18 protein-coding genes are annotated in these 24,509 nt (G+C 65.3%); 12 read left to right on the forward strand and 6 right to left on the reverse strand.

Annotated elements, in window-relative coordinates; translation table 11 throughout:
• Positions 1-161: 161 nt before the first annotated feature.
• The 5 genes from ACYUME_RS13090 to ACYUME_RS13110 all read left to right on the forward strand — a co-directional run bounded on the left by ACYUME_RS13090 (position 162) and on the right by ACYUME_RS13110 (position 9,914).
• A complete protein-coding gene (locus ACYUME_RS13090; RefSeq protein ID WP_460419260.1) occupies positions 162-1,448 on the forward strand; it encodes an MdtA/MuxA family multidrug efflux RND transporter periplasmic adaptor subunit in 1,287 nt (428 codons plus the stop codon).
• Entirely contained in the window at positions 1,445-4,543 is a 3,099-nt protein-coding gene (locus ACYUME_RS13095; RefSeq protein WP_460414937.1) for an MdtB/MuxB family multidrug efflux RND transporter permease subunit, read from the forward strand. Before ACYUME_RS13090 ends, ACYUME_RS13095 begins: the two co-directional genes overlap by 4 nt.
• Positions 4,540-7,650, forward strand: a complete 3,111-nt coding sequence (locus ACYUME_RS13100) for an efflux RND transporter permease subunit (protein WP_279885025.1) — start codon at positions 4,540-4,542, stop codon at positions 7,648-7,650. The genes ACYUME_RS13095 and ACYUME_RS13100 overlap by 4 nt, the downstream gene beginning before the upstream one ends.
• Entirely contained in the window at positions 7,647-9,131 is a 1,485-nt protein-coding gene (locus ACYUME_RS13105; RefSeq protein WP_460414939.1) for an efflux transporter outer membrane subunit, read from the forward strand. Before ACYUME_RS13100 ends, ACYUME_RS13105 begins: the two co-directional genes overlap by 4 nt.
• Positions 9,132-9,233: 102 nt before the next feature.
• Positions 9,234-9,914, forward strand: a complete 681-nt coding sequence (locus ACYUME_RS13110; RefSeq protein ID WP_279885031.1) for an alpha/beta hydrolase — start codon at positions 9,234-9,236, stop codon at positions 9,912-9,914.
• A gap of 1 nt (position 9,915) precedes the next feature.
• On the opposite strand, the gene ACYUME_RS13115 is transcribed toward ACYUME_RS13110, so the two are convergent.
• A complete protein-coding gene (locus ACYUME_RS13115; RefSeq protein ID WP_279885034.1) occupies positions 9,916-10,197 on the reverse strand; it encodes a hypothetical protein in 282 nt (93 codons plus the stop codon).
• Between the two features lie 308 nt (positions 10,198-10,505).
• Between ACYUME_RS13115 and ACYUME_RS13120 the strand changes: the two genes are divergently transcribed.
• Positions 10,506-12,593: a putative bifunctional diguanylate cyclase/phosphodiesterase gene (locus ACYUME_RS13120; protein ID WP_460414942.1), complete on the forward strand. Its 2,088-nt coding sequence runs from the start codon at positions 10,506-10,508 to the stop codon at positions 12,591-12,593.
• Here ACYUME_RS13120 and ACYUME_RS13125 read toward each other — a convergent pair.
• Positions 12,590-12,853 (reverse strand): DUF1652 domain-containing protein, encoded by a 264-nt coding sequence (locus tag ACYUME_RS13125; protein WP_279885039.1) that lies wholly within the window; start codon positions 12,851-12,853, stop codon positions 12,590-12,592. The two genes, ACYUME_RS13120 and ACYUME_RS13125, sit on opposite strands and share 4 nt — an antisense overlap.
• Before the next feature lie 284 nt (positions 12,854-13,137).
• On the opposite strand from ACYUME_RS13125, the gene ACYUME_RS13130 reads away from it, so the two are divergent.
• Complete coding sequence (locus ACYUME_RS13130) at positions 13,138-14,367, forward strand: pyridoxal phosphate-dependent aminotransferase (protein WP_460414944.1); 1,230 nt, start codon at positions 13,138-13,140, stop codon at positions 14,365-14,367.
• On the opposite strand, the gene ACYUME_RS13135 is transcribed toward ACYUME_RS13130, so the two are convergent.
• The gene (locus ACYUME_RS13135; RefSeq protein ID WP_460414946.1) at positions 14,293-14,940 is read right to left on the reverse strand and encodes a DUF1345 domain-containing protein; all 648 of its coding nucleotides are present in this window, start codon (positions 14,938-14,940) and stop codon (positions 14,293-14,295) included. The genes ACYUME_RS13130 and ACYUME_RS13135 overlap by 75 nt on opposite strands.
• A 61-nt stretch (positions 14,941-15,001) precedes the next feature.
• The gene (locus ACYUME_RS13140) at positions 15,002-16,183 is read right to left on the reverse strand and encodes an NnrS family protein (protein ID WP_460414948.1); all 1,182 of its coding nucleotides are present in this window, start codon (positions 16,181-16,183) and stop codon (positions 15,002-15,004) included.
• 214 nt (positions 16,184-16,397) lie between these two features.
• On the opposite strand from ACYUME_RS13140, the gene ACYUME_RS13145 reads away from it, so the two are divergent.
• Complete coding sequence (locus ACYUME_RS13145) at positions 16,398-17,312, forward strand: site-specific integrase (protein WP_279885050.1); 915 nt, start codon at positions 16,398-16,400, stop codon at positions 17,310-17,312.
• A 34-nt stretch (positions 17,313-17,346) separates the two neighbouring features.
• Here ACYUME_RS13145 and ACYUME_RS13150 read toward each other — a convergent pair whose 3' ends face one another.
• Both ACYUME_RS13150 and gspG read right to left on the reverse strand, forming a co-directional pair.
• Positions 17,347-18,525 carry a type II secretion system F family protein gene (locus tag ACYUME_RS13150; RefSeq protein WP_460414950.1) on the reverse strand — a complete coding sequence of 393 codons (1,179 nt, stop codon included), beginning with the start codon at positions 18,523-18,525 and terminating at the stop codon, positions 17,347-17,349.
• A gap of 11 nt (positions 18,526-18,536) precedes the next feature.
• Positions 18,537-18,962 (reverse strand): type II secretion system major pseudopilin GspG, encoded by a 426-nt coding sequence (gene gspG / locus ACYUME_RS13155; RefSeq protein ID WP_460414952.1) that lies wholly within the window; start codon positions 18,960-18,962, stop codon positions 18,537-18,539.
• Positions 18,963-19,149: 187 nt separating this feature from the next.
• Between gspG and ACYUME_RS13160 the strand changes: the two genes are divergently transcribed.
• The 4 genes from ACYUME_RS13160 to ACYUME_RS13175 all read left to right on the forward strand — a co-directional run bounded on the left by ACYUME_RS13160 (position 19,150) and on the right by ACYUME_RS13175 (position 24,501).
• On the forward strand, positions 19,150-19,749 hold the full coding sequence (locus ACYUME_RS13160; protein WP_279885058.1) for a lytic transglycosylase domain-containing protein: 600 nt from the start codon (positions 19,150-19,152) through the stop codon (positions 19,747-19,749).
• Between the two features lie 126 nt (positions 19,750-19,875).
• Positions 19,876-21,321, forward strand: coding sequence for an ATP-binding protein (locus ACYUME_RS13165; protein ID WP_460414954.1), 1,446 nt, complete (start codon positions 19,876-19,878; stop codon positions 21,319-21,321).
• Positions 21,322-21,611: 290 nt separating this feature from the next.
• A complete protein-coding gene (locus tag ACYUME_RS13170; protein ID WP_460414956.1) occupies positions 21,612-23,108 on the forward strand; it encodes a sensor histidine kinase in 1,497 nt (498 codons plus the stop codon).
• Entirely contained in the window at positions 23,074-24,501 is a 1,428-nt protein-coding gene (locus tag ACYUME_RS13175) for a sigma-54-dependent transcriptional regulator (RefSeq protein ID WP_460414958.1), read from the forward strand. Before ACYUME_RS13170 ends, ACYUME_RS13175 begins: the two co-directional genes overlap by 35 nt.
• The last annotated feature ends 8 nt before the right edge of the window (positions 24,502-24,509 follow it).

A 24,509-nucleotide genomic window follows, 5' to 3' on the forward strand; every position in this document is an offset into this window, starting at 1 on the left:
CGGCCTGGACCCTGTTCCAGGCCGTTTTCATTTAAAGTTCACCCCTTTGCCAACGTCAGCCGAAGGTAAAGCACTGGTAAAGCCCCTTTGCTAAAACGATGCCAGTGCTTATCGTTCACGCTCTTCTCGCCGTCTTTCTCTGAACAAGGTTCGTTCGACCCATGCAAGCCTCCAATTCCCGTTCCCTCCGTCGCTGGCTGTTCGGCCTGCTGATCCTGCTGCTGGTGGCCGCGCTGGCCTGGTGGCTGTGGCCCGCGCCGGTAGCCCACAAGGATGGCGCCAATGGGCGTCCGGGCCGTGGCATGGGCATGGGCGGGCGCCCGGGCTTCGGCGCATCCGTCGAAGCGGTGCCGGTGCGCGTCGAACCGGTGCGCGTGGGCGATTTCCCGCTGTACTACAAGGCCCTGGGCACCGTCACCGCGACCAATACGGTGAATGTGCGCAGCCGGGTGGCCGGCGAACTGGTCAAGATCCATTTCAAGGAGGGCCAGCAGGTCAAGGCCGGTGACCTGCTCGCCGAGATCGACCCGCGCACCTACCGCATCGCCCTGCAGCAGGCCGAAGGCACCCTGGCGCAGAACCAGGCGCAACTGAAGAATGCCCAGGTCGACCTGGCCCGCTATAAAGGCCTGTACGCCGAGGACAGCATCGCCAAGCAGACCCTGGACACCGCCGAGGCGCAGGTCGCCCAGTTCCAGGGCCTGGTCAAGACCAACCAGGCGCAGGTCAACGATGCCCGCCTGAATCTCGAATTCACCCAGATCCGTGCCCCGATCAGCGGTCGCGTCGGCCTGCGCCAGCTGGATCTTGGCAACCTGGTGGCCGCCAACGACACCACCGCGCTGGCGGTGATCACCCAGACCGAGCCGATCAGTGTCGCGTTCACGCTCCCGGAAACCCAGCTCGACACCGTGCTCGCCCGCTACCGCAGCGGCGCCAGCCTGCCGGTCGAGGCCTGGGACCGGGGTGACCAGAAACTCCAGTCCACCGGCGTGCTGGGGAGCTTCGACAACCAGATCGACACCACCACCGGCACCCTGAAGTTCAAGGGCACCTTCGAGAACCGCGACCACGCCCTGTTCCCCAACCAGTTCGTCAACGTGCGCCTGCTCGCCGATACCCTGAAGCAGGTGGTGCTGGCGCCTGCCGCTGCCATCCAGTTCGGTAACGACGGCACCTTCGTCTATGTCGTCAACGCCGAGAACACCATCAACATCCGCAAGCTCAAGGTCGGCGCCAGCGACGGCGACAACACGGTGATCGCCGAGGGCCTGGCCGCCGGCGAGCGCCTGGTGCTGGAAGGCACCGACCGCCTGCGCGAAGGCACCAAGGTCGAGGTGGTCGAAGACAGCTCCCAGGTGCCGACGACCCCCGGCCAGCACCTGCAAGGGCAGGGCGCCGGCGGCTCGGCGCAGACCGGTGAGTCGAGCGACAAGGCGGGCGCATGAACCTCTCGCGCCTGTTCATCCTGCGGCCGGTCGCCACCACGCTGAGCATGCTGGCCATCGTCCTGGCCGGCCTGATCGCCTACAAGCTGTTGCCGGTGGCGGCCTTGCCCCAGGTCGACTATCCGACCATCCGGGTCATGACCCTCTATCCGGGCGCCAGCCCGCAGGTGATGACCAGCGCGGTCACCGCCCCGCTGGAGCGCCAGTTCGGCCAGATGCCGGGCCTGGAGCAGATGGCCTCGACCAGCTCGGGTGGCGCTTCGGTGCTCACCCTGCGCTTCAACCTCGACATGAACATGGATGTCGCCGAACAGCAGGTCCAGGCCGCGATCAACGCCGCCAGCAACCTGCTGCCCAGCGACCTGCCGGCACCGCCGGTGTACAACAAGGTCAACCCGGCCGACACCCCGGTGCTGACCCTGGCCATTTCCTCGAAGACCATGCCGCTGCCCAAGCTCAACGACCTGGTCGACACCCGCGTGGCGCAGAAGATCGCCCAGATCAGCGGCGTGGGCATGGTCAGCATCGCCGGTGGCCAGCGCCAGGCGGTGCGGATCAAGGTCAACGTCGACGCCCTGGCCGCCAACGGCCTCAACCTGGACGACGTGCGCACCCTGATCGGCGCCTCCAACGTCAACCAGCCCAAGGGCAACTTCGACGGCCCGACGCGGGTGTCGATGCTCGACGCCAACGACCAGCTGCGCTCGCCCGCCGAGTACGCCAACCTCATTCTCAAGTACAACGCCGGCGCGCCGCTGCGCCTGAAGGACGTCGCCGAGATCGTCGATGGCGCCGAGAACGAACGCCTGGCCGCCTGGGCCAACCAGAACGAAGCGGTGCTGCTGAACATCCAGCGCCAGCCCGGGGCGAACGTCATCGAAGTGGTCGACCGGATCAAGGAACTGCTGCCGTCGATCACCGACAACCTGCCGGCAGGGCTGGAAGTCAGCGTGCTCACCGACCGCACCCAGACCATCCGTGCCGCCGTGCGCGATGTGCAGCACGAGCTGCTGTTCGCCATCGCCCTGGTGGTGATGGTGACTTTCGTGTTCCTGCGCAGGGTCAGCGCCACCATCATTCCGTCCATCGCCGTGCCGCTGTCGCTGATCGGCACTTTCGGGGTGATGTACCTGGCCGGCTTCTCGGTCAACAACCTCACGCTGATGGCCCTGACCATCGCCACCGGCTTCGTGGTGGACGACGCCATCGTCATGCTGGAGAACATCTCCCGCCATATCGAGGAGGGCGAGACGCCGCTGCAAGCCGCGCTCAAGGGCGCCAGGCAGATCGGTTTCACCCTGATCTCGCTGACTTTTTCGCTGATCGCGGTACTGATCCCGCTGCTGTTCATGGCCGATGTGGTCGGGCGGCTGTTCCGCGAGTTCGCCATCACCCTGGCGGTGGCGATCCTGATCTCGCTGGTGGTGTCGCTGACGCTGACGCCGATGATGTGCGCGCGCCTGCTCAAGCGTGAACCCAAGGAAGCGGAGCAAGGCCGCTTCTACCGTGCCAGTGGCGCCTGGATCGACTGGCTGATCAGGCACTACGGCAGTGCGTTGACCTGGGTGCTCGAACGTCAGCCGCTGACCCTGCTGGTGGCCGTGGCCACCCTGGCGCTGACCGTGGTGCTGTACCTGATGGTGCCCAAAGGCTTCTTCCCGGTGCAGGACACCGGGGTGATCCAGGGCATTTCCGAGGCGCCCCAGGCCACCTCGTTCGCCGCCATGAGCGAGCGCCAGCAGTCGCTGGCCAAGGTGATCCTCGAAGACCCGGCGGTGCAGAGCCTGTCGTCCTACATCGGCGTGGACGGCGACAACGCCACCCTCAACAGCGGTCGCCTGCTGATCAACCTCAAGCCCCACGGCGAGCGCGACGTCACCGCCGCCGAGGTCATCAACCGCCTGCAGCCAAGGCTCGACAAGCTGGTCGGCATCCGGCTGTTCATGCAGCCGGTGCAGGACCTGAGCATCGAGGACCGGGTCAGCCGCACCCAGTACCAGTTCAGCCTCAGCTCGCCCGACGCCGACCTGCTCGCCGAATGGAGCGGCAAGCTGGTGCGCGCGTTGAAGGACCGCCCCGAGCTGCGGGATGTGGCCAGCGACCTGCAGGACAAGGGCCTGCAGGTGTACCTGGTGATCGACCGCGACATGGCCAGCCGCCTTGGCATCAGCGTGGCGCAGATCACCAACGCCCTGTACGACGCCTTCGGCCAGCGGCAGATCTCGACCATCTACACCCAGGCCAGCCAGTACCGCGTGGTGCTCCAGTCGCAGACCGCCGCCAGCCTAGGCCCGCAGGCGCTGGAGTCGATCCACGTCAAGGCCACCGACGGCGGCCAGGTGCGCTTGTCGGCGCTGGCGCGCATCGAGCAGCGCCAGGCGCAGCTGGCCATCTCGCACATCGGCCAGTTCCCGGCGGTGATGATGTCGTTCAACCTGGCCCATGGCGCGTCCCTGGGCGAGGCGGTCAAGGTGATCGAGCAGGTGCAGCAGGACATCGGCATGCCCCTGGGCGTGCAGACCCGCTTCCAGGGCGCCGCCGAGGCATTCCAGGCCTCGCTGTCGAGCACCTTGCTGCTGATCCTGGCCGCAGTAGTGACCATGTACATCGTGCTGGGCGTGCTCTACGAGAGCTACATCCATCCGGTGACCATCCTCTCCACGCTGCCGTCGGCGGCGGTGGGGGCCTTGCTGGCGCTGCTGCTCAGCGGCAACGACCTGGGCATGATCGCCATCATCGGCATCATCCTGCTGATCGGTATCGTCAAGAAGAACGCGATCATGATGATCGACTTCGCCCTGGAGGCCGAGCGTCACCAGGGCATGAGCCCGCGCGACGCGATCTACCAGGCGGCGCTGCTGCGCTTCCGGCCGATCCTGATGACCACCCTGGCCGCGCTGTTCGGCGCCGTGCCGCTGATGCTCGCCACCGGCTCCGGCGCCGAGCTGCGCCAGCCGCTGGGCCTGGTGATGGTCGGCGGCCTGCTGGTGAGCCAGGTGCTGACCCTGTTCACCACCCCGGTGATCTACCTGTACTTCGACCGACTGGCGCGCCGCTGGCGCCCGGCTGACGATGCGCGGCAGGCCGAAGCATGAACCTGTCCGGACCGTTCATTCGCCGGCCGGTGGCCACCATGCTGCTGAGTCTGGCGATCATGCTGCTGGGCGGGGTGAGCTTCGGCCTGCTGCCGGTGGCGCCGCTGCCGCAGATGGACTTCCCGGTGATCGTGGTGCAGGCCAACCTGCCGGGCGCCAGCCCCGAGGTGATGGCTTCCACCGTGGCCACGCCGCTGGAGCGCAAGCTCGGCGCCATTGCCGGTGTCACCACCTTGACCAGCAGTTCCAACCAGGGCTCGACCCGGGTGATCATCGGCTTCGAGCTGGGCCGCGACATCGACGGCGCGGCGCGCGAGGTGCAGGCGGCGATCAACGCCACCCGCAACCTGCTGCCCAGCGGCATGCGCAGCATGCCCACCTACAAGAAGATCAACCCGTCCCAGGCGCCGATCATGGTGCTGTCGCTGACCTCGGACGTGCTGTCCAAGGGCAAGCTCTACGACCTGGCCGACACCATCCTGTCGCAGAGCCTGGCCCAGGTCGGCGGCGTAGGCGAGGTGCAGATCGGCGGCAGCTCGCTGCCGGCGGTGCGCATCGAGCTCGAGCCGCAGTTGCTCAACCAGTACGGATTGTCCCTGGACGAAGTGCGTACCGCCGTGGCCAATGCCAACCAGCGCCGGCCCATGGGCTTCGTCGAGGATCGCGAGCGCAACTGGCAAGTGCGCGCCAACGACCAGCTGGAAAGCGCCGAGGACTACAGGCCGGTGGTGATCCGCCAGCAAAACGGCGCGATCCTGCGCCTGTCGGACGTGGCCAAGGTCAGCGACGGCGTGGAAAACCGCTACAACAGCGGTTTCTTCAACGACCAGAGCGCGGTGTTGCTGGTGGTCAACCGCCAGACCAACGCCAACATCATCCAGACCGTCGAGCAGATCAAGGCCGAGCTGCCGGCGCTGCAGTCATTGCTGCCGGCCAGCGTCAAGCTCAACGTGGCCATGGATCGCTCGCCGGTGATCAAGGCCACCCTGAAAGAGGCCGAGCACACGCTGCTGATCGCCGTGGTCCTGGTGATCCTGGTGGTCTACCTGTTCCTCGGCAACCTGCGAGCCTCGTTGATCCCCAGCCTGGCGGTGCCGGTGTCGCTGGTGGGCACCTTCGCGGTCATGTACCTGTGCGGCTTCTCGCTGAACAACCTGTCGCTGATGGCGCTGATCCTGGCCACCGGGCTGGTGGTGGACGACGCCATCGTGGTGCTGGAGAACATCTCGCGGCATATCGAGAATGGCGAGAATCCGATGCGCGCCGCCTACAAGGGCGCCAAGGAGGTCGGCTTCACCCTGCTGTCGATGAACGTCTCGCTGGTGGCGGTGTTCGTCTCCATCCTGTTCATGGGCGGTATCGTCCGGGGCTTGTTCAAGGAGTTCTCGATCACCCTGGCGGCGGCGATCATCGTCTCGCTGGTGGTGTCGCTGACGCTGACGCCGATGCTTTGTTCGCGCTGGCTCAAGGCGCATGGCCCGCAGCAGCAGACCCGCCTGCAGCGCTGGAGCGACCGCATCCACCAGCGCATGGTCGCCGGCTACGACAGGAGCCTGGGCTGGGCCCTGCGCCACAAGCGTCTGACGCTGTTCAGCCTGCTGGCTACCATCGTGCTCAACATCGCCCTGTACGTGGTGGTGCCCAAGACCCTGATGCCGCAACAGGACACCGGCCAGTTGCAAGGCTTCATCCGCGGCGATGATGGCCTGTCGTTCACCGTGATGCAGCCGAAGATGGAGATCTACCGTCGGGCGCTGCTCAAGGATCCGGCCGTGGAGAGTGTCGCGGGTTTCATCGGCGGCAACAGTGGCACCAACAATGCCTTCGTGCTGGTGCGCCTCAAGCCCATCAGTGAGCGCAAGGAAGATGCGCAGAAGGTCATCGACCGTTTGCGCAAGGACCTGCCGAAGATTCCGGGCGGGCGCCTCTACCTGATGGCCGACCAGGACCTGCAACTGGGGGGAGGAGGGCGCGACCAGAACACCTCGCAGTACCTCTATACCCTGCAGAGCGGGGATCTGGCCGCCCTGCGCGAGTGGTTCCCCAAGGTCGCCGCCGAGCTGCGCAAGCTGCCCGAGCTGACCGCCATCGATGCGCACGACGGCGCCGGTACCCAGCAGGTGACCCTGGTGGTCGATCGCGATCAGGCCAAGCGCCTCGGCATCGACATGGACATGGTCACCGCGGTGCTGAACAACGCCTACAGCCAGCGTCAGATATCGACCATCTATGACAGCCTCAACCAGTACCAGGTAGTACTGGAGATTAACCCGAAATACGCCTGGGACCCGAGCACCCTGGAACAGGTGCAGGTGATCACCGCCGACGGTGCCCGCGTGCCGCTGTCCACTTTCGCCCACTACCAGAACAGCCTGGCCAACGACCGCGTCAGCCACGAGGACCAGTTCGCTTCCGAAGACATCGCCTTCGACGTCGCCGAGGGCTACAGCCCGGACCAGGCCATGGCCGCGCTGGAGCGCGCGGTGGCCAAGCTTGGCTTGCCCGAGTCGGTGATCGCCAAGCTCGGCGGTACCGCCGACGCCTTCACCAAGACCACCGAAGGCCAGCCGTTGATGATTCTCGGCGCCCTGGTGCTGGTGTACCTGGTGCTGGGCATTCTCTACGAGAGCTACATCCATCCGTTGACCATCCTCTCCACGCTGCCCTCGGCCGGCGTCGGCGCCTTGCTGGCGCTGTACCTGACCGGCGGAGAATTCAGCCTGATTTCGCTGCTGGGGCTGTTCCTGCTGATCGGCGTGGTGAAGAAGAACGCCATCCTGATGATCGACCTGGCCCTGCAGCTGGAGCGCAACGATGGCCTGTCGCCGGAAGAGTCGATCCGTCGTGCCTGCCTGCTGCGTCTGCGACCGATCCTGATGACCACCCTGGCCGCCATCCTCGGCGCGCTGCCGCTGCTGCTCAGCCAGGCCGAAGGCGCCGAGATGCGCCAACCGCTGGGCCTGACCATCATCGGTGGCCTGGTGTTCAGCCAGGTCCTGACCCTGTACACGACGCCGGTGGTCTACCTGTACCTTGACCGCCTGCGCCACCGTTTCAACCGTTGGCGCGGTGTGCGCACCGACGCTGCCCTGGATACCCCGCTATGAACTTTGCCCACACCCGCCTGCATCGTGCCCTCCAGCTACTGACCCGAGGGCGTGGCTCGCGCCTGGTCGGCGCCGGCCTGTGCGTGGCAATGCTCAGTGCCTGTACGCTGAGCCCGGACTACCACCGGCCCGAGCTGAGCACCCCGGCGCAGTTCAAGCAGGCCGAAGGCTGGACCCAGGCCAATCCGTCGGATGCCATCGCCCGTGGCGCCTGGTGGGAAATCTACGGCGACCGGCAATTGAACGCCTTGGTCGAAGAGCTCAACCGCAGCAACCAGACGGTCGCGCAATACGAGGCCCAGTATCGCCAGGCCCAGGCCCTGGTGCGCAGCAGCCGGGCCTCGTTGTTCCCCTCGCTGGACCTGACCACCAGCAAGAATCGCTCGGCGCAGGGAACCGGCAGTTCCAGCTCCAGCCTGTCGAACAACAGCAGTGGCATTCGCAACACCTACAACGCGCAGCTCGGCGTGAGCTGGGAGATCGACCTGTGGGGCAAGCTGCGCGAGACCCTGAATGCCAACCAGGCGAGTGCCGAGGCCAGCCTGGCCGACATGGCGGCGATCCGCCTGAGCCAGCAGTCGGAGCTGGTGCAGAACTACCTGCAGTTGCGGGTGATCGATGAGCAGAAGCGCCTGCTCGAAGCCACGGTCGCGGCCTACGAGCGCTCGTTGAAGATGAACGAGAATCAGTACCGCGCCGGGGTTTCCGGGCCCGACGCCGTGGCCCAGGCGCGCACCCAGCTCAAGAGCACCCAGGCCGACCTGATCGACCTGGCCTGGCAGCGCGCGCAGTACGAGAACGCCATCGCCGTGCTGATGGGCAAGGCGCCGGCGGACTTCGCCCTGGCCGCGAGCAACGACATTCCGGCGCTGCCGCAGATTCCGCTGGCGCTACCGTCGCAATTGCTCGAGCGCAGGCCCGACATCGCCTCGGCCGAGCGCAAGGTGATGGCGGCCAACGCCAATATCGGGGTGTCCCGGGCCGCGTACTTCCCGGACCTGTCGCTGAGCATGAGCGGCGGCTACTCCAGCAGCAGCTTCAACAACTGGATCGAGTTGCCCAACCGCTACTGGTCGGTCGGGCCGCAACTGGCGCTGACCCTGTTCGACGCCGGCAAGCGCAGCGCCGAGGTGGACCGCACCGTCGCGGTGTACGACCAGACCGTGGCGCAGTATCGCCAGACCGTGCTGGACGGGTTCAAGGAGGTCGAGAACTACCTGGTGCAGCTCAAGGTCTATGGGGACGAAGCCGTGGTGCGCCAGGAAGCGCTGGAGGCGGCGCGCGAGTCGTTGCGCCTGACCGAGAACCAGTACAAGGCCGGGCTGATCGGTTATCTGGATGTGGTGAACGTGCAGACCACGGCGCTGAGCAACGAGCGCAGCGTGCTGACGCTGCTGCAGGGGCGGTTGGTGGCGAGTGTGCAGTTGATTGCGGCGCTGGGCGGTGGCTGGGATGCTCAGCAAGCGCTGGCCAAGGAATGAGGCGGCAGGCCGCCCAACCCCTTTGATCTAAAGCGAAGGATCCGCTGGCCTATGCTGTTGCGGCAACCCCGTATCCTGTTCTCTCAGCAAAGGTGTTCACTCATGAGCAAGCCGACTGTCGTACTGGTACATGGTTTCTGGGGCGGAGCCGCCCATTGGGGCAAGGTGATCGTCGAACTGGCGCGCAAGGGCATCACGAATGTCCGCGCCGTGGAGATGCCTCTCACCTCGCTGGCCGACGATGCCGAGCGCACGCGCAAGATGGTCGCGCAGGTCGACGGACCGGTGCTGTTGGTGGGGCATTCCTATGGCGGGGCGGTGATCACCCAGGCCGGCAACCAGCCAAACGTGATGGGTCTGGTCTTCATTGCGGCCTTTGCGCCCGACCAGGACGAAAGCCCTGGTGGCCTGACCCAGCAGCACCTCCCCAAGGCGGCGCCCAACCTGGCGCCGGACAGCGACGGTTACCTGTGGATCAAGGCGGACAAGTTCCATGAAAGCTTCTGCCAGGACCTGTCGGCCGATGAGGCACTGGTCATGGCGGTAACGCAGAAGGCGCCGCTGGCGAGTACCTTCGCTGACACCATCAGCAATCCGGCCTGGAAGAACAAGCCGACCTGGTATCAGATTTCCAGCGAAGACCACATGATCGCGCCCGAGAACCAGAAGCTGATGTCGGCGCGAATGAACCCACGCAAGACCATCACCCTGGATGCCAGCCATGCTTCGCTGGCTTCCCGGGCGAAGGAGGTCGCCGCGCTGATCGAAGAAGCGCTGGGCTGAGTCAGCCCTTGCACTTGGCCACGACCACCTGGCAGGTGCGTGGCGTGCCACCGGAGCGGCTGGCATAGCGCACGCAGCTGTCCAGCGACTTCCTGCTGGCCGTGGCGAGGGTCGGGCCGAATGCCAGACCACCCTCGCCACTGCTGGGCAGGGCCTTGGCATAGCAGTTGGAGCCCTGGGCGGCATAGCGCGTGGCGGCGTGCTTGCTCGAGCAGCCAGCCACCAGGACCAGAGACAGGGCGAGCAGGGGCAGGGCGAGCATTCGTCCGCGGAACGTGACCATCTTAGGCTCCTGGAAATAGTTGCTGATGTGTTGGCCTATTCAGATTAGCTGGAGGCGCTTCGTCTGGTGCGGCGTTTGTCAGCGGTCAAGAAGCTCGAGTGCCAACTGTTGCCATCGACAACCGCTCCGAACGACCAGTATCAATATGCCTTCATGCGTCGATCAAAGCGCTCTGCATCAAGGATCTGCGAGCCTTCCAGGGGTTATTGGATCCATTCTCATTCGCGAAAACCCCGTGCGTTTCCTCAGCGCTTGAGTACAATCATCGCTTTTCCGAGCCTTCCCTTGGTTCGTTCCTGGATGTGCAAATGCTGATCGGTAGTTACTCTTCCTCCCTGGTGTTGATCTCGTTGTGCGTGGCCATCCTCGCCTCCTACACGGCCCTGGACCTTACCGGGCGCATCGCCACCGCCAAGGGGCGAGCAGTGTACCTGTGGATGGGCGGCGGAGCGTTCGCCATGGGCATCGGCATCTGGTCGATGCACTTCATCGGCATGCTGGCGTTCAGCCTGCCGGTCGAGCTGGGTTACGACAGGGTGCTCACCGCCGTGTCGCTGTTGATCGCGGTGGCATCCTCAGGCTTCGCCCTGTGGCTGGTGAGCCAGCCGAAACTGCCCTGGCTGCAACTGGCCTTTGGCGCGTTGATCATGGGCACCGGCATCGCCTGCATGCACTACATGGGCATGGCGGCGCTGCGCATGCAGCCGGGCATCGACTATGACCCGGCGCTGTTCGGCGCTTCCCTGGCCATAGCGGTTGGCGCCTCGGCGGCGGCGCTGTGGATCGCCTTCCGCCTGCGCCGACACACACCCTACGTACGCCATATCCGAGGCGTGGCGGCGGTGGTGATGGGCTTTGCCATTGTCGGCATGCACTACACCGGCATGGCCGCGGCCAATTTCCCCGAGGGCAGTTTCTGCGGCGCGCTGGTCGGTGGCCTGGCGGGCGATGGCCTGGAGTACGTGGTGTTGATCACCACCCTGGCGGTGCTGGCGGTCGCGCTGTTGACCTCGGTGCTGGACGCGCGTCTGGAGGCCCGCACGGCGGAGCTGGCGCGTTCGCTGACGCTGGCCAACCAGGAACTGACGCAACTGGCCTTGCACGACACCCTCACCGGATTGCCCAATCGCACGCTGCTGGCCGACCGTATCGAGCAGGCCATTGGCCGGGTGGCGGAGCAGGGCGGCTGCTTCGCCCTCATGTTCATCGACCTCGATGGCTTCAAGCCGGTCAACGATGCCTTCGGTCACCATGTCGGCGACCTGCTGCTCAAGGCCGTGGCGACACGTCTGCGCGGTCATCTGCACAGCCAGGACACCCTGGCGCGCATTGGCGGCGACGAATTCGTGTTGTTGGTGAAGCTGGACGAGCCGGACGATGCGATGAACGTCGCGGTCAAGCAGGTCAACCTGGTATCCCGGCCATTTCGCGTCGCCGAGCATGACCTGCAGCTGTCGGCGAGCCTGGGTATCGTGCTGTACCCAGGCAACGGTCTGGACCAGCATGAGCTGCTGCGCAATGCCGACGCCGCCATGTACCACGCCAAGAGCGCCGGCAAGAACGGCTACAGCTTCTTCGACGCGTCGATGAACAGCAACGCGCGCCAGCAGTTGCAGTTGCTGCAGGACCTGCGCATGGCGCTGGAACTGGGCCAGTTCCGTCTGCACTACCAGCCCAAGTTCGATGCCGCGCTGCGCCAGCCCATCGGTGCCGAGGCTTTGCTGCGCTGGGAGCACCCACAGCACGGCCTGATGCTGCCGGACCGCTTCATTGGTCTGGCGGAGAAGACCGGCCTGATCATTCCCATTGGCGAGTGGGTGTTGGCCGAGGCGTGTCGGCAGATGCGCCAGTGGATGGACCTGGGGCATGAGGACTGGCGTATCGCGGTGAACCTGTCGGCGATCCAGTTCTGTCATGCCGGTCTGGTCGACAGCGTTGCCACGGCCCTGGAGCAAAACAGCCTGCCGGCCAACCGCCTGACCCTGGAAATCACCGAAACCACCGCCATGCGCGACGCCGATGCCAGCCTGCATGTACTGCAGCGCCTGGCAGACATGGGGGTCGACCTGTCCATCGACGATTTTGGCACCGGCTATTCCAGCCTGATGTACCTCAAGCGCCTGCCGGCCAACGAGCTGAAGATCGACCGTGGCTTCGTCCGCGACCTCGAACAGGACAGCGATGACGCCGCCATCGTCTCGGCCATCGTTGCCCTGGGGCAGGCCCTTGGGCTGCGTATCGTCGCCGAGGGCGTGGAGACGGATCGCCAGCAGGACTTCCTGACCCGGCTCGGCTGCGACTCGCTGCAGGGCTATCTGCTCGGCCAGCCGGTGCCGCCCGAACAGTTCATGAAAGGCCTGGAGGCGCTGCGCGAGCGCCAGGGGACGTCGAGCTAGACGACGTCGCGCAGAGGGCTGGCGAGCAGCCCGAAGGTTTCCAGCTCGGCCTCCACGGCCTCGATGATCCGTTCGACATCGGCGGCAGGCATGATCGCCGCGCAGGGGATGCCGGCGATAGCCAGCAAGGTTTCGCCGCTGGCCCGGTCGAACAGACGGGCGATCATGCTGCGTGGCGCATCCATGCTGGCCTCGAAGCCCAGTGGATGGAAATGCCAACGCATGACCTGACAGGCGTTGGGGAACGTCATCTTGGTCATGCCAGCCTCCTTGTTCATGTCCTGAGCGTGGAGAGTCCAAAGCACTGCGCAAATGGCCATCCTGGCCATCGGGACTTTAACCATAGCACCTGCCATGGCAGTGATCTGCGCGAAACAGGACAAATGTACCAAGGCATGACCGTGGTCACACTTCCGTCATGTCGGCTGCTATCAGGGCAAACGTTTTCCTTCGGACGCGGGCCAGAAGCCAGGCCTTGCTCTGCTATGTTTACCGGCAGCATCTTTCGGACCAACGGTGCCGATTGGCAGACAGGGAGACAGTCATGCGTTATTCCTCGCTCACTCAACGCATCGCCGGCGATGCGGCCTCGGCCTGGGACATTCATTATCAGGCCCTGGACCTGCGCAGCCAGGGGCGAGAGGTATTGCTGCTGTCGATGGGCGACCCAGACTTCGATACCCCGGTGCCGGTGGTGGATGCCGCGGTGGCCAGCTTGCGTCGAGGCGATACCCACTACGGTGATGTGCGTGGCAGCCGAGCCCTGCGCGAGGCGATCGTGCGGCGCAGCGGGTTGGCGCTGGATCCGGACCAGGTGGTGGTCACCGCCGGCGCGCAAGGGGCGTTGTTCGCCACCTGCCAATGCCTGTTCGAGGCCGGAGATGAAGTGATCGTCGCCGAGCCGATGTACGTCACCTATCACGCTGTGCTGGGGGCTTGCGGCGCACGGGCGGTACCCGTGGCGGTGCGCCCGGAGGAGGCGTTTCGCCTCGACCCCGACGCCGTGGCCCGCGCCATCACCCCCAGGACCAGGGGGCTGTTGCTCAACACCCCGCACAACCCTACGGGCGCGGTCATCGGCGCGGCGGACCTGGAGCGCCTGGCGGCACTGTGCCGCGCGCATGATGTCTGGCTGGTCTGTGACGAGGTCTATCGGCGGTTGGCGCATGACGGCGAGACGCCGCAGCCCTGGCGGCTGCCCGGCATGGCCGAACGCTGCGTGATCATCGACAGCCTGTCCAAGTCCCACGCCATGAGCGGCTGGCGTGTGGGGTGGGTGATCGCGCCGCCAGCGCTGGCCGCTCACCTGGGCAACCTGGCCATGGCCATGCTGTTCGGTTTGCCGGAGTTCGTCATGCATGCGGCCTGCGTCGCGCTGGAGCAGCCACTGCCAGAGGTGGAGCGAATGCGCGAGGCTTATCGGCAGCGGCGCGACCGGGTGTGCGCGCAACTCGACGGTTGCCCCGGCGTACAGGTCCATCGTCCGGCCGGAGGCATGTTCGTCATGCTCGATATTCGCGGCACCGGGCTCGGCGCCCAGGCCTTCGCCCAGCGCCTGCTGGACGAAGAGGGCGTGGCGCTGCTGCCCGCGGACGCCTTCGGGCCAAGCGCGGTGGGGCACGTGCGTCTGGGGCTGGTGCTGGAGGCCGAGGTGCTGGAGACGGCATGCCAGCGCATCGTTGCTTTCGCCTTGCGCCTGTCAGCCGAGCAGGCCTGCGGCAATGTTGATGGTGAAGCCCAGGATCGCCGTGTTGAACACGAAACATACCAGTGAGTGGGCCAGCACCACCTTGCGCATGGCCCGGCTGCCGACCCCGATGTCGGAGGTCTGTACGGCGACGCTGATGGTGAACGAGAAATAGTGGAAGTCCCAGTAGTCCGGATTGCGCTCGCCGTCGGGGAAATACAGGGGCGGCTTCTGTGCGCCGTCGGTATAGAACAGCCGGGCGTAGTGCAGGCTGAAGATGCAGGCGATCAGCAGCCAGGAGCCGGCTACCGTCAGCCCGGTGTACAGGTAGTGCAGGGCCAGGGCGGAGCCGTCCAGCCCTCGGCTCGAGACCAGCTGCAGGGTGACGGCGGCCAGGCTGGCGATGGCCGAGATACAGACGGTGATCAGCACCAGGCCAGCATTCTCGTCTTCGATGCGCGCGACGTTGCGCACCCGCTCGGCGTTGGCCCGCAGGCTCAGCCACAGGACCATGAGCAAGTACAGCCAGACGCCCAGGTTCCAGCCGCTGAGGATATGCTGCACCGTATCGTCGGCGGGAATCAGCCACGCGCCGAGCACGCCGGCCAGGGTGGCGATGCTCAGGCGGGGGTGGGTGCGGGTGAGGCGGAGAAAGTCCATGCGGTCTCTTGGCGGGGAGGGCCTGGCTTGAACTGTAGACCAGTCGTGCTCTTGTCGTGGATCAGCCCGGCATGCCATCGGCTCGGGCGCGCATCAGGATAGGCAGGTAATGCCAAAGGAACAGCAGCAACGCAGCGCTGCCGAACAGCACCGACAACCCCAGCCCCAATGGCGTGAATGGCGTCATCACCACCCGTGCCAACGCCGCCAGCTGGATCAGCGCGAAGGCGCAGCCGATGCTGCGCGGCACCTGCAGTGGCCGCCCGGTATGTCCCAGGCTCACCCGGGCCATCATCGCCACGATCAATCCGCTCATGGCGCCGACCGTCAACGCATGGGTCGCCAGGCTCGGAGCCAGCGTCATCCCCGCATGCCACAGGGCCAGGCCCAGGCAAGCCGGGATCAGCCAGGCATAGGCCAGGTGCAACGACCACAACAGCGGCAGCCGCCACAGCCCGCGCTCATGCCACGACAGCAGGCGTGCGCCGTGCAACAGGGCCAGGGCGGCGAACAGCACGGCCATCGAAGGTCGGGGGCTGTCACCGAGCCCGGCGACAAAGCTCAGCGGCACCGACACGCTGCCCAGCAGGCAGGCGCGGTCGAGCCATGGGCGCGCCCTGGCGGGCGTCATGTTGCCCAGGCCACGACGAGTGAAGAACGGGATTACCCGGCCACCGATCACGCTCATCATCGCGGCGACCAGCCAGAGCCCAGCCAATACACCACGTCGTTGCCACTCCTCGCTGTGCGCCAGCCACCCCACCAGGGTCAGCCACTGGCACGCCGCGATCAGCAGGATCAGGCCGACGATCGGGTAGTTGTTGCGCAGCCGCCGCAGGATGATCGGTCGGGCCAGGGCCACGGCGACCAGCGGCAGGAAGCTGCCCTGGATCGATACCAGCAGCCAGGCTGGCAGTGGCATGAACCAGGCCAGGCGGCCCAGCAACCAGAGCAGGAACAAAGCCTGCAGCGGCCGACCGGCCAGGCCAGGGATGCCACTCCAGTTCTGCACGGCGGTGAGCAGAAAGCCGGCGATGATGGCTACCGCGAAGCCGAACAGCATTTCGTGGCGATGCCAGGCGAGCATGCCGCCGGGCGGGGTGGGCGACAGGGCGCCCGCGAGCGTGCCGCCCCAGAGCAACAGGGCGATCAGCGCAAACAGGCTGCCGCCGAGGAAGAATGGACGGAATCCCAGAGCCCAGAGGGCCTGGCGAGGACGAGTGACGATCGGCTGAATCAGCATGGCGGGAACCTTGGTTCGATCGGAGCGGTTGAATGGGGTACCATCACGAACCGTGCCATTGCTCAAAGCCCTTGAATATCAAGGTAATGGCACCAGTTGTAGTCATTATGACTTTGTTGTTTTGAAGTCATTTTGACCTTCATCAAGGTTGAAATGACTCGTTTTTCCGTGTCACGCCGTTCGCGAGATGTGGCATCGCTACAGGATTCCCTTTGTGACCGACCTCCTGCGCAACCCGCTGTTGCAGTACTTCGCCCGTCTGGCGCCATCGAGCCAGCTGACCATGCGCTACATCCTGCAGGACGCCGCCGACCGCCTGGGCTTCGTCGACTGCGACATTGCCGATGTCCCTTGGCACCATCTCGAGCCCGGGCACGTGATCGCGCTGGTCGCCGCCTTGCGCGCCGACGGCTACGCCCCCAACACCTCGTCGCTTTACGTCAACGCCGTGCGTGGCGTGATGAACGAAGCCTGGCGCCAGGGCCTGATCGAACATGAGCGGTTGCTCAAGATCCGCGAGATCAAACCGGCCGGCGGAAGTCGCCTGCCGCCGGGGCGCAACCTGCGCCGCAGCCTGATCCGTGAGCTGATGGAGGTATGCGCCGCCGATCCGCGTCCTCAGGGCGTGCGCGATGCGGCGATCCTGGCGCTGTTGTACGGCACGGGCATGCGCAAGTCGGAGTCGGTGGATGTCGACCTGGCCCAGGTGGATTTCCAGGAACGCAGCGTGCAGGTGCTGGCCAAGGGCAATCGCCAGCTGATCAAGTACGCCCCGGCCTGGGCTTTCGAAAAGCTGCAGGCCTGGCTCGACCTGCGTCGCGAACACCTGCCGAGCGGCGAGCGCGACGACAGCTTCCTGTTCAACCGGATCCGTCGCGGCAGCCATATCACGCGGGCACGCATCACCAAGCATGCGATCTACTACATTGCCCGTCAGCGTGGGGCGCAAGTCGGGGCGAAGATCATGCCCCACGATTTTCGCCGGGCCTTCATCACCCGGGTGATCGAAGAACACGACCTGTCGATCGCGCAGAAACTGGCGCACCACGCCAATATCCAGACCACGGCAGGCTATGATCGGCGCGATGACAATGATCGGCGTCGGGCGGTGGAGCGCTTCGACTACTGAACGACGACGAGCCCAAGGCCATTGGCCGCCGTGTTCAATGAATGCTCGAGGCCAGGTCGAAGATCGGCATGTACATCAGGATCACGATCAGCCCGATCAGCAAGCCGATGAACGTCATCAGCAACGGCTCGAACAGCTTGACGAACCACTCCACCCAGCGGCCGATTTCCTGGTCATGAAAATCTGCGCAGCGCTCCAGCATCTCGCCGAGGTTGCCAGCGTGCTCGCCGGCGCGCAGCAGCCGCAACGACACCGGGGTCACCAGCTGGTTCGCTTCCAGCGCGGCGGACAACGCCAGGCCCTCGGCAACCTGCCGGCTGGCGTGCTCCAGGCCCGTGGCCGCGTCGCTGCCCAGCAGGCCCCGGGCCATGCCCAGCGCCGTGAGGATGGGAATGCCGCCTTGCAGGAGAATGCCCAGCGAGCGGTAGAAGCGCGCCAGCTCATACATGACCAGGCGCTGGTGCAGGGCCGGTACGCGGCGCAGTTGCCGGCTGCCCCAGCGACGTACCGCGGGGTGGCGGCGCAGGGCGATCAGTGTCGTGATGAGCGCCAGCGCGCCCAGCCCCAGCGGCAATTGCTGGGCGTGCAGGAACAAGCCTGTCTGCATCAGTACCTGTGACAGCCACGGCAGCTCGCTGCCCATCCCTTCGAACACCAGGCTGAAGCGGGGCACCACATAACCCAGCAGGAACAGCACCACGCCGCCGCCGACCAGCAACAGCAACAGCGGGTAGACCGAGGCGCCGACCAGCTTCTGCCTGACCAGGTCCAGGCGCTGTCGATAGCCGATGTAGCGGGTCAGGGCGTCGCCCAGCGCCCCAGTACGCTCGCTCGATTGCACCAGGGCCACGTACAGGGTGGGGAACACCCTGGGTTGCTGGGCCAGGGCCTGGGAAAACGAGCGCCCTTCATACAGCTGGCGCACCAGTTGTTCGAGGGTCTTGCGCGCGTCGCTGCCGGGGGCTTTCTCGGCCAGGCTTTCCAGGGCATCGATCAGGGGCAGGCCAGCAGCGAGCAGGGTTGTCAGTTCCTGGCTGAACAGGACCAGGTCGAACGCCGCCGCGCGGCGCTTCCAGAGTCGAACCTGGCCGCGCACGCTGAGCACGCGCAACCCCTGATCCTCGGCCTGGCGCCGAGCCTGCTCGATGTCCTCGGCATCGACCTGCAACTGCACCACGCCCTGGCGCCCCAAGGCCTTGAGCTGATAACGCATGAGCGAACTCCTCACTGCCAGCTGCTGATCTCGGCGTTTTCCCCGTCACCGCCAGGTTGGCCATCCTTGCCCATGGACAGCAGGTCGTACTCGCCGCCGTTCTCGCCAGGTTGTCGATAGATGTAGGCGCGCCCCCACGGATCCTGGGGCACGGCTTTCTGCAGATAGGGGCCGGCCCAGCGTCCCTCGCCGCTAGGCGCCACCACCAGGGCCTGCAGCCCTTGCTCGCTGCTGGGGTAGTGGCCGATTTCCAGGCGGTAGAGATCCAGGGCCTTGCCCAGGCCTTCGATCTGTGCCCGCGCCACCTTGGCTTCGGAGCGCCCCAACTGGCTGAAGTACTTGGGGGCGACGATGCCGGCCAACAGGCCCAGCACCACCAGTACCACCAGCAGTTCGAGCAAGGTGAAGCCACGTTGGACATGAATGTTGCGTTGCATGTTGAAACCCTCCGTCGCGTGGGCAGGCTTGCCTTCACTGCGCTCATGCAACTGCCGTGCTCGTCTGCGTCGGGGCCAGGCGCCATGGGCGATGGCCGGCGGCACGCTGCTTGCGTCATTGCCGAAAAGCCCGGCTTGGCGGGGCATTTCCCCCACTTCGGGGGCTCACGGCTCGGAGGCGACCGACATGCGTGGATTGATCCTGGGATTGTTGGTAGGGCTGCTGGCATTGGACGCCCAGGCCGACGTGTACATCTCCAGCGACGGCAAGGGTGGCTTCGTGCTGTCCAACGTGCACCGTCCGGGACGCCACTACGACCGGGTGATCCGCGAGAAGGACGCGCAGGGCGGGCCGGCCAATGCGCAGTTGGTCATCGGCCGGCCATATGCCGAACTGGTGGCCGCCGCCGCGTTGGCCAACGATGTGCCGCAGGCCTTGCTGCATGCCTTGATCAAGGCCGAGTCCGGCTACAACCCCAAGGCCCGTTCGGCCAAGGGCGCGGTGGGATTGATGCAGTTGATGCCGGGCACCGCGAAGGAAATGGGGGTCAGCGATGCGCTCGACCCCGAGGCCAACGTGCATGGCGGCGCGCGCTACCTCAAGCGCATGCTGACGTTGTTCGACAACGACATCACCCTGGCGGTGGCGGCCTACAATGCCGGGCCGGACGCGGTGCTCAGCCGGGGAAGGGTGGTGCCGCCCTTTGCCGAGACACGGCGCTATGTGCCGAACGTGCTGCGCGAATATCGCCTGCTGCGGGGCTTGGCCGAGGATGCGCCGCTCTAGAATGTCCGAGGGCCGTCGACGGCCGGACCGCCTCCTGTTCTGTGAGCGACAAGGCCACGCCGGCAGCCCATGGTTTCCCCAACTCTGGGCTATAACCTCTAGAGGTGCCCAGCCGCGGAGCCTGCCATGGACCTCGCCCCCCGTTTCGAACCGTTCGTGCCCGCCGATGGCGGCGGCGGGCGCAAGCCGTTCAACCTGCTGCGCTGGTATGCCTGGGTCAGCCTGGCCATCATTCTCTCGGTGGGCATCGGCCTGGGGCTGATCTCCAGTCGTTTCATCATCGACGAGAGCGTCGAGCGCGATGCGTTGCTCACTGCCCAGTTCATCACCTCGATCGCCGATGCCGAGGTCCGGCATGTGTCGATCCCCAATGTGCGCACCATGGGCGAGCTGCTCGACCCGCGTACCGACCATGCCGTGCCCCAGGTCTCGCCAGAAGCGCGGCGCAAGGCGCGCGGCGAGTTCCTCGACCATGTCGCCCATCTGCCGGACCTGCTCCTGGCCAATATCTACGCGCCTGACCGGACGGTGATCTGGTCGAGCAACCCGGCCCTGATCGGCAAGCTGATCGACTCCGACGATGACCTGGACAAGGCGTTCGAATACAAGATGCGGGTCTCGGCCAGCTACCACGACTTCGAACAGGCGCGCAGCGAGCAGAAGTTCATCACGCCGCCTGAGCAGTTGTTCATCGAAAACTATATCCCGCTGTTCGACGCCGACGGTGACAAGGTCACGGCAATGGTCGAGATCTACAAGGAACCCCATGACCTGATCACCCGCATCGAGCATGGCCTGCTGCTGATCTGGCTGGCCATTGCCGTGGGCGTGGGGCTGGTCTACTTCGGGCTCTACGGCATCATGCGCCGAGCCGCGCGGCTGATGGCGGCGCAGCAGAAGCGCCTGATCGGCAACGAAACCTTCGTGGCCCTGGGCGAGGTGTCGTCGGCGGTGGCCCACAGCCTGCGCAATCCGCTGGCCAGCATTCGTTCCAGCGCGGAGCTGGCCGAGGCCTTCGATGAGGGGCCGGCGCAGAAGAATATCAGCGACATCATCAGCCAGGTCGATCGCATGTCGAAGTGGGTACGCGAGCTGCTGCAGTCGTTGCGCCCGCTCAACGACGACACGGTGCCGGTGGATATTGCCCAGACCCTGCGCGAAAGCCTGCAGGCGTTCACCCCGGCACTGGAGCGCGGCGGCATCCGCCTGGCGCTGGCGGAGCTGCCGACAGTGCAGGTGCTGGGGCAGCCGGAGCTGATCGGGCAGATCTTCGACAGCCTGATCGCCAACGCCCTGGAGTCAATGGAGCCAGGTGGCGAGTTGCGCGTGGAGCTGGTCAGACATGACCGGCGCAGCCTGACCTTACGGTTGTCGGATACCGGCAAGGGCATGAACGAGCAACAGCAGCGCATGGCGTTCCGACCGTTCTTCACCACCAAGCAGGGCGGGCTGGGGGTGGGGCTGATGCTGGTCAAGCGGATCATGGAGCGTTGCGGTGGCTCGGTGCGCCTGAGCAGCCAGGAAGGCTTGGGTACCCGTGTGCTGTTGAGTTTTCGCGTGGTAATAACCTGATGTTATTTATCAGATAAGATTTTTAACTTAATGATTTTTATTGTTTTTATTGAATCGGGTGGTTTTTACCCACATCTGGGGAATTCTTCTTCTTTCGAGTTTAGGTTTAAGCTCTAAACAAATGATTTATATATAAAAATGATTTTTATTTTTCGCTGGCCAAGTTTTTGCTTAGACCCTTCTCGACCCCAGGGTGGCGATGACAGGCATGACGCCGCCAGGGATTTTGCTACCGCGAGTAGCGACGGCGCGCGGGTGACGATCACCGGCCTCCAGGCGGATATGAAGCGATGCAGACGCTCGAGAACGAGTCCCCCGACAAAGCCGTCCCCCCTATCCCGGGGCTGCTTTCGCCGCCGCGCGAGTTCAACCTGTTGCGCTGGTTCTCGCTGGTCAGCCTGCTGATCATCGCTTCGGTCGCCGGCGGGCTGGGGTATGTGTCGACCCGTTTCGTGGTGCGCGACAGTGTCGAGCGCGACGCCATGCTCACCGCCCAGTTCATCCAGGCCATGGCCCAGGCCGAGGTACGGCACTCACAGTTGCCGCCGGGCGTCACCATGGGCGAGCTGCTCGACCCACGGCTGGATGAACAGCACCTGCAGTTCACGCCGCAACTGGCCCAGTCCACCCGGGTCGAGTTCCTCGATCATGTCGAACACCTGCCCGACATCCTCCTGGCCAATGTCTATGCCCGGGATCGCACGGTGGTCTGGTCGACCAATCCGCAACTGATCGGCAAGCGTATCGAGGGCGATGACGATCTCGAGCATGCCTTCCAGTCGCGCCAGTCGGTGTCGGCCAGCTACCACAAGGCCGACGAGGACCGTGAGGAGCAGAAGTTCCAGCGCGAGCCCAGGCTGCTGTTCATCGAAAACTACATTCCGCTGTTCGACAGCCAGGGCGAACAGGTGCTGAGCATGGTCGAGATCTACAAGGAACCCCAGGACCTGGTGCGGCGGATCCAGCGTGGCTATGTGCTGATCTGGGTCTCCACGCTGGCCGGTGGCGCGCTGATCTACTTCGGGCTGTTCTGGATCGTGCGCCGCGCCGCGAGCCTGCTGCAGCATCAGCAGGACCGGCTGGTGGCCAGCGAGACCTACGTGGCCCTGGGCGAGATGTCCTCGGCGGTGGCCCACAGCCTGCGCAACCCGCTGGCCAACATCCGCTCCAGCGCCGAGCTGGCCCAGGAGATCGCCAGCCCGGCGGCGCGCAAGAACATTGGCGACATCATCACCCAGGTCGATCGCATGTCGCGCTGGGTGCGCGATCTGCTGGTGTCGCTGCGCCCCGCCAGCGATGAAGCGGAAGCGGTCGACCTGGTGGCCGCCATCGAGGATGCACGGCAGACCTTCGCGCCGCAGATCGAGCGCAACGGCGTGTGTTTCAGCCTCGAAGGGCCGCAGGCGCAGTGGGTGGCGAGCCAGCCGCTGCAACTTACCCAGATTCTCAACAGCCTGTTCGCCAATGCGCTGGAGGCCATGCCCCGAGGCGGCGTGCTGCGGGCCGAGGTACGCCAGCTCGACGGCCAGCAGGCCCAGTTGCAGCTCAGCGACACCGGCAAAGGCATGAGCGAGCAGCAACGACAGATGGTGTTCAAGCCATTCTTCACGACCAAGCAGGGCGGACTGGGCGTCGGCCTGGCCCTGGTCAAACGGATCATGGAACGCTTTGGCGGCGCGGTCGAACTGAGCAGCCGCGAAGAGGAAGGAACCCGCGTCAGCCTGACTTTCAATATCGCAGCGGGAGGGGACCATGGAGCGCAGCATCCTGGTGGTCGAGGACGATGAGATCCTCGCCGACAATATTCGCACCTACCTGAATCTGAAGGGCTTCGAGGTCTCGGTGTGCCATAGCGCCGAGCTGGCCCTCGAGCAGGTCAAGCGCGTTCAGCCCGATGCCGTGCTGACCGACAACTCGCTGCCTGGCATGAGCGGGCATGAGCTGTTGCGGACCCTGGTGGCACAGGCGCCGGAGCTCAAGGTGATCATGATGACCGGCTACGGCAACGTCGAGGACGCGGTGCTGGCCATGAAAGAGGGCGCTTTTCACTATCTGACCAAGCCGGTGGTGCTGGCCGAGCTCAAGTTGATGCTGGACAAGGCCCTGGCTGCCGAGCGCATGGAGCGCACGCTGACCTTCTACCAGGAGCGCGAGGCGCAGAAGTCGGGGATGCAGGCGCTGATCGGCGAGTCGCCGGTGATGCTCGAGCTCAAGCACACGCTCAGGCAGTTGCTCGACGCCGAGCGGCGCATGGCCAGCGACGACCTGCCGCCGGTGTTGATCGAGGGCGAGACCGGCACGGGCAAGGAACTGGTGGCCCGTGCCCTGCATTTCGATGGCAGCCGGGCCAAGGGGCCGTTCATCGAGTTCAACTGTGCGTCGATTCCGGCCAACCTGCTGGAGGCCGAGCTGTTCGGGCACGAGAAGGGCGCGTTCACCGATGCCAAGGAGCGGCGTGTCGGCCTGGTCGAGGCGGCCGATGGCGGCACATTGTTCCTCGATGAAATCGGTGAAATGGACCTGGTACTGCAGGCCAAGCTGCTCAAGCTCCTGGAGGACCGCTGCATCCGCCGCATCGGCGCGGTCAAGGAACGCAAGGTGGACTTGCGGGTGATCAGTGCCACCAACTGCAACCTGGAACAGATGGTCCAGCAGGGCAAGTTCCGCCGAGACCTGTTCTTCCGCCTGCGCATCATCGCGCTGAAGGTCCCGCGGCTGTATGCTCGCGGCCAGGACATCCTGCGTCTTGCCCGGCATTTCCTGGCGCACCATGGGCGCCGCTATGGCAAGCCGAACCTGCGCTTCTCGACCGAGGCCGAGGCCTTGATGCTTGGGTATGGCTGGCCAGGCAATGTGCGCGAATTGCGCAACATGCTGGAGCAGACCGTGCTGCTGGCCCCCAGCGAGGTGATTGGCGCGCATCAGTTGAACCTGTGCATGACCCTGGTCGACGAGCCCATGGCGCAGCCGTCGACCATTGCCGTTCTCGATGCGCATCGCCACGAATCGGAGCTTTCCGGCAGCCTGCCGGACATGGAGCGCGACATGGTCTGCCGCACGCTCGATCGCACCGACTGGAATGTCACCAAGTCGGCGCGCCTGCTGGGTCTGTCACGGGACATGCTGCGCTACAAGATCGAGAAGCTGGGGCTGAGCAGGCCGGACAAACGGCAGTGGTGAGTAGCGGC

It is taken from the genome of Pseudomonas sp. microsymbiont 2 (assembly GCF_054788395.1).

Coding starts and splice junctions, on each gene's coding strand:
- ACYUME_RS13115 (WP_279885034.1), bottom strand. CDS start 10,197: ATGGTCACGTTCCGCGGACGAATGCTCGCCCTGCCCCTGCTCGCCCTG.
- ACYUME_RS13140 (WP_460414948.1), bottom strand. CDS start 16,183: ATGCTGATTCAGCCGATCGTCACTCGTCCTCGCCAGGCCCTCTGGGCT.
- ACYUME_RS13095 (WP_460414937.1), top strand. CDS start 1,445: ATGAACCTCTCGCGCCTGTTCATCCTGCGGCCGGTCGCCACCACGCTG.
- ACYUME_RS13120 (WP_460414942.1), top strand. CDS start 10,506: ATGCTGATCGGTAGTTACTCTTCCTCCCTGGTGTTGATCTCGTTGTGC.
- ACYUME_RS13135 (WP_460414946.1), bottom strand. CDS start 14,940: ATGGACTTTCTCCGCCTCACCCGCACCCACCCCCGCCTGAGCATCGCC.
- ACYUME_RS13110 (WP_279885031.1), top strand. CDS start 9,234: ATGAGCAAGCCGACTGTCGTACTGGTACATGGTTTCTGGGGCGGAGCC.
- ACYUME_RS13165 (WP_460414954.1), top strand. CDS start 19,876: ATGGACCTCGCCCCCCGTTTCGAACCGTTCGTGCCCGCCGATGGCGGC.
- ACYUME_RS13125 (WP_279885039.1), bottom strand. CDS start 12,853: ATGACCAAGATGACGTTCCCCAACGCCTGTCAGGTCATGCGTTGGCAT.
- ACYUME_RS13105 (WP_460414939.1), top strand. CDS start 7,647: ATGAACTTTGCCCACACCCGCCTGCATCGTGCCCTCCAGCTACTGACC.
- gspG (WP_460414952.1), bottom strand. CDS start 18,962: ATGCAACGCAACATTCATGTCCAACGTGGCTTCACCTTGCTCGAACTG.
- ACYUME_RS13160 (WP_279885058.1), top strand. CDS start 19,150: ATGCGTGGATTGATCCTGGGATTGTTGGTAGGGCTGCTGGCATTGGAC.
- ACYUME_RS13150 (WP_460414950.1), bottom strand. CDS start 18,525: ATGCGTTATCAGCTCAAGGCCTTGGGGCGCCAGGGCGTGGTGCAGTTG.
- ACYUME_RS13170 (WP_460414956.1), top strand. CDS start 21,612: ATGCAGACGCTCGAGAACGAGTCCCCCGACAAAGCCGTCCCCCCTATC.
- ACYUME_RS13130 (WP_460414944.1), top strand. CDS start 13,138: ATGCGTTATTCCTCGCTCACTCAACGCATCGCCGGCGATGCGGCCTCG.
- ACYUME_RS13175 (WP_460414958.1), top strand. CDS start 23,074: ATGGAGCGCAGCATCCTGGTGGTCGAGGACGATGAGATCCTCGCCGAC.
- ACYUME_RS13090 (WP_460419260.1), top strand. CDS start 162: ATGCAAGCCTCCAATTCCCGTTCCCTCCGTCGCTGGCTGTTCGGCCTG.
- ACYUME_RS13100 (WP_279885025.1), top strand. CDS start 4,540: ATGAACCTGTCCGGACCGTTCATTCGCCGGCCGGTGGCCACCATGCTG.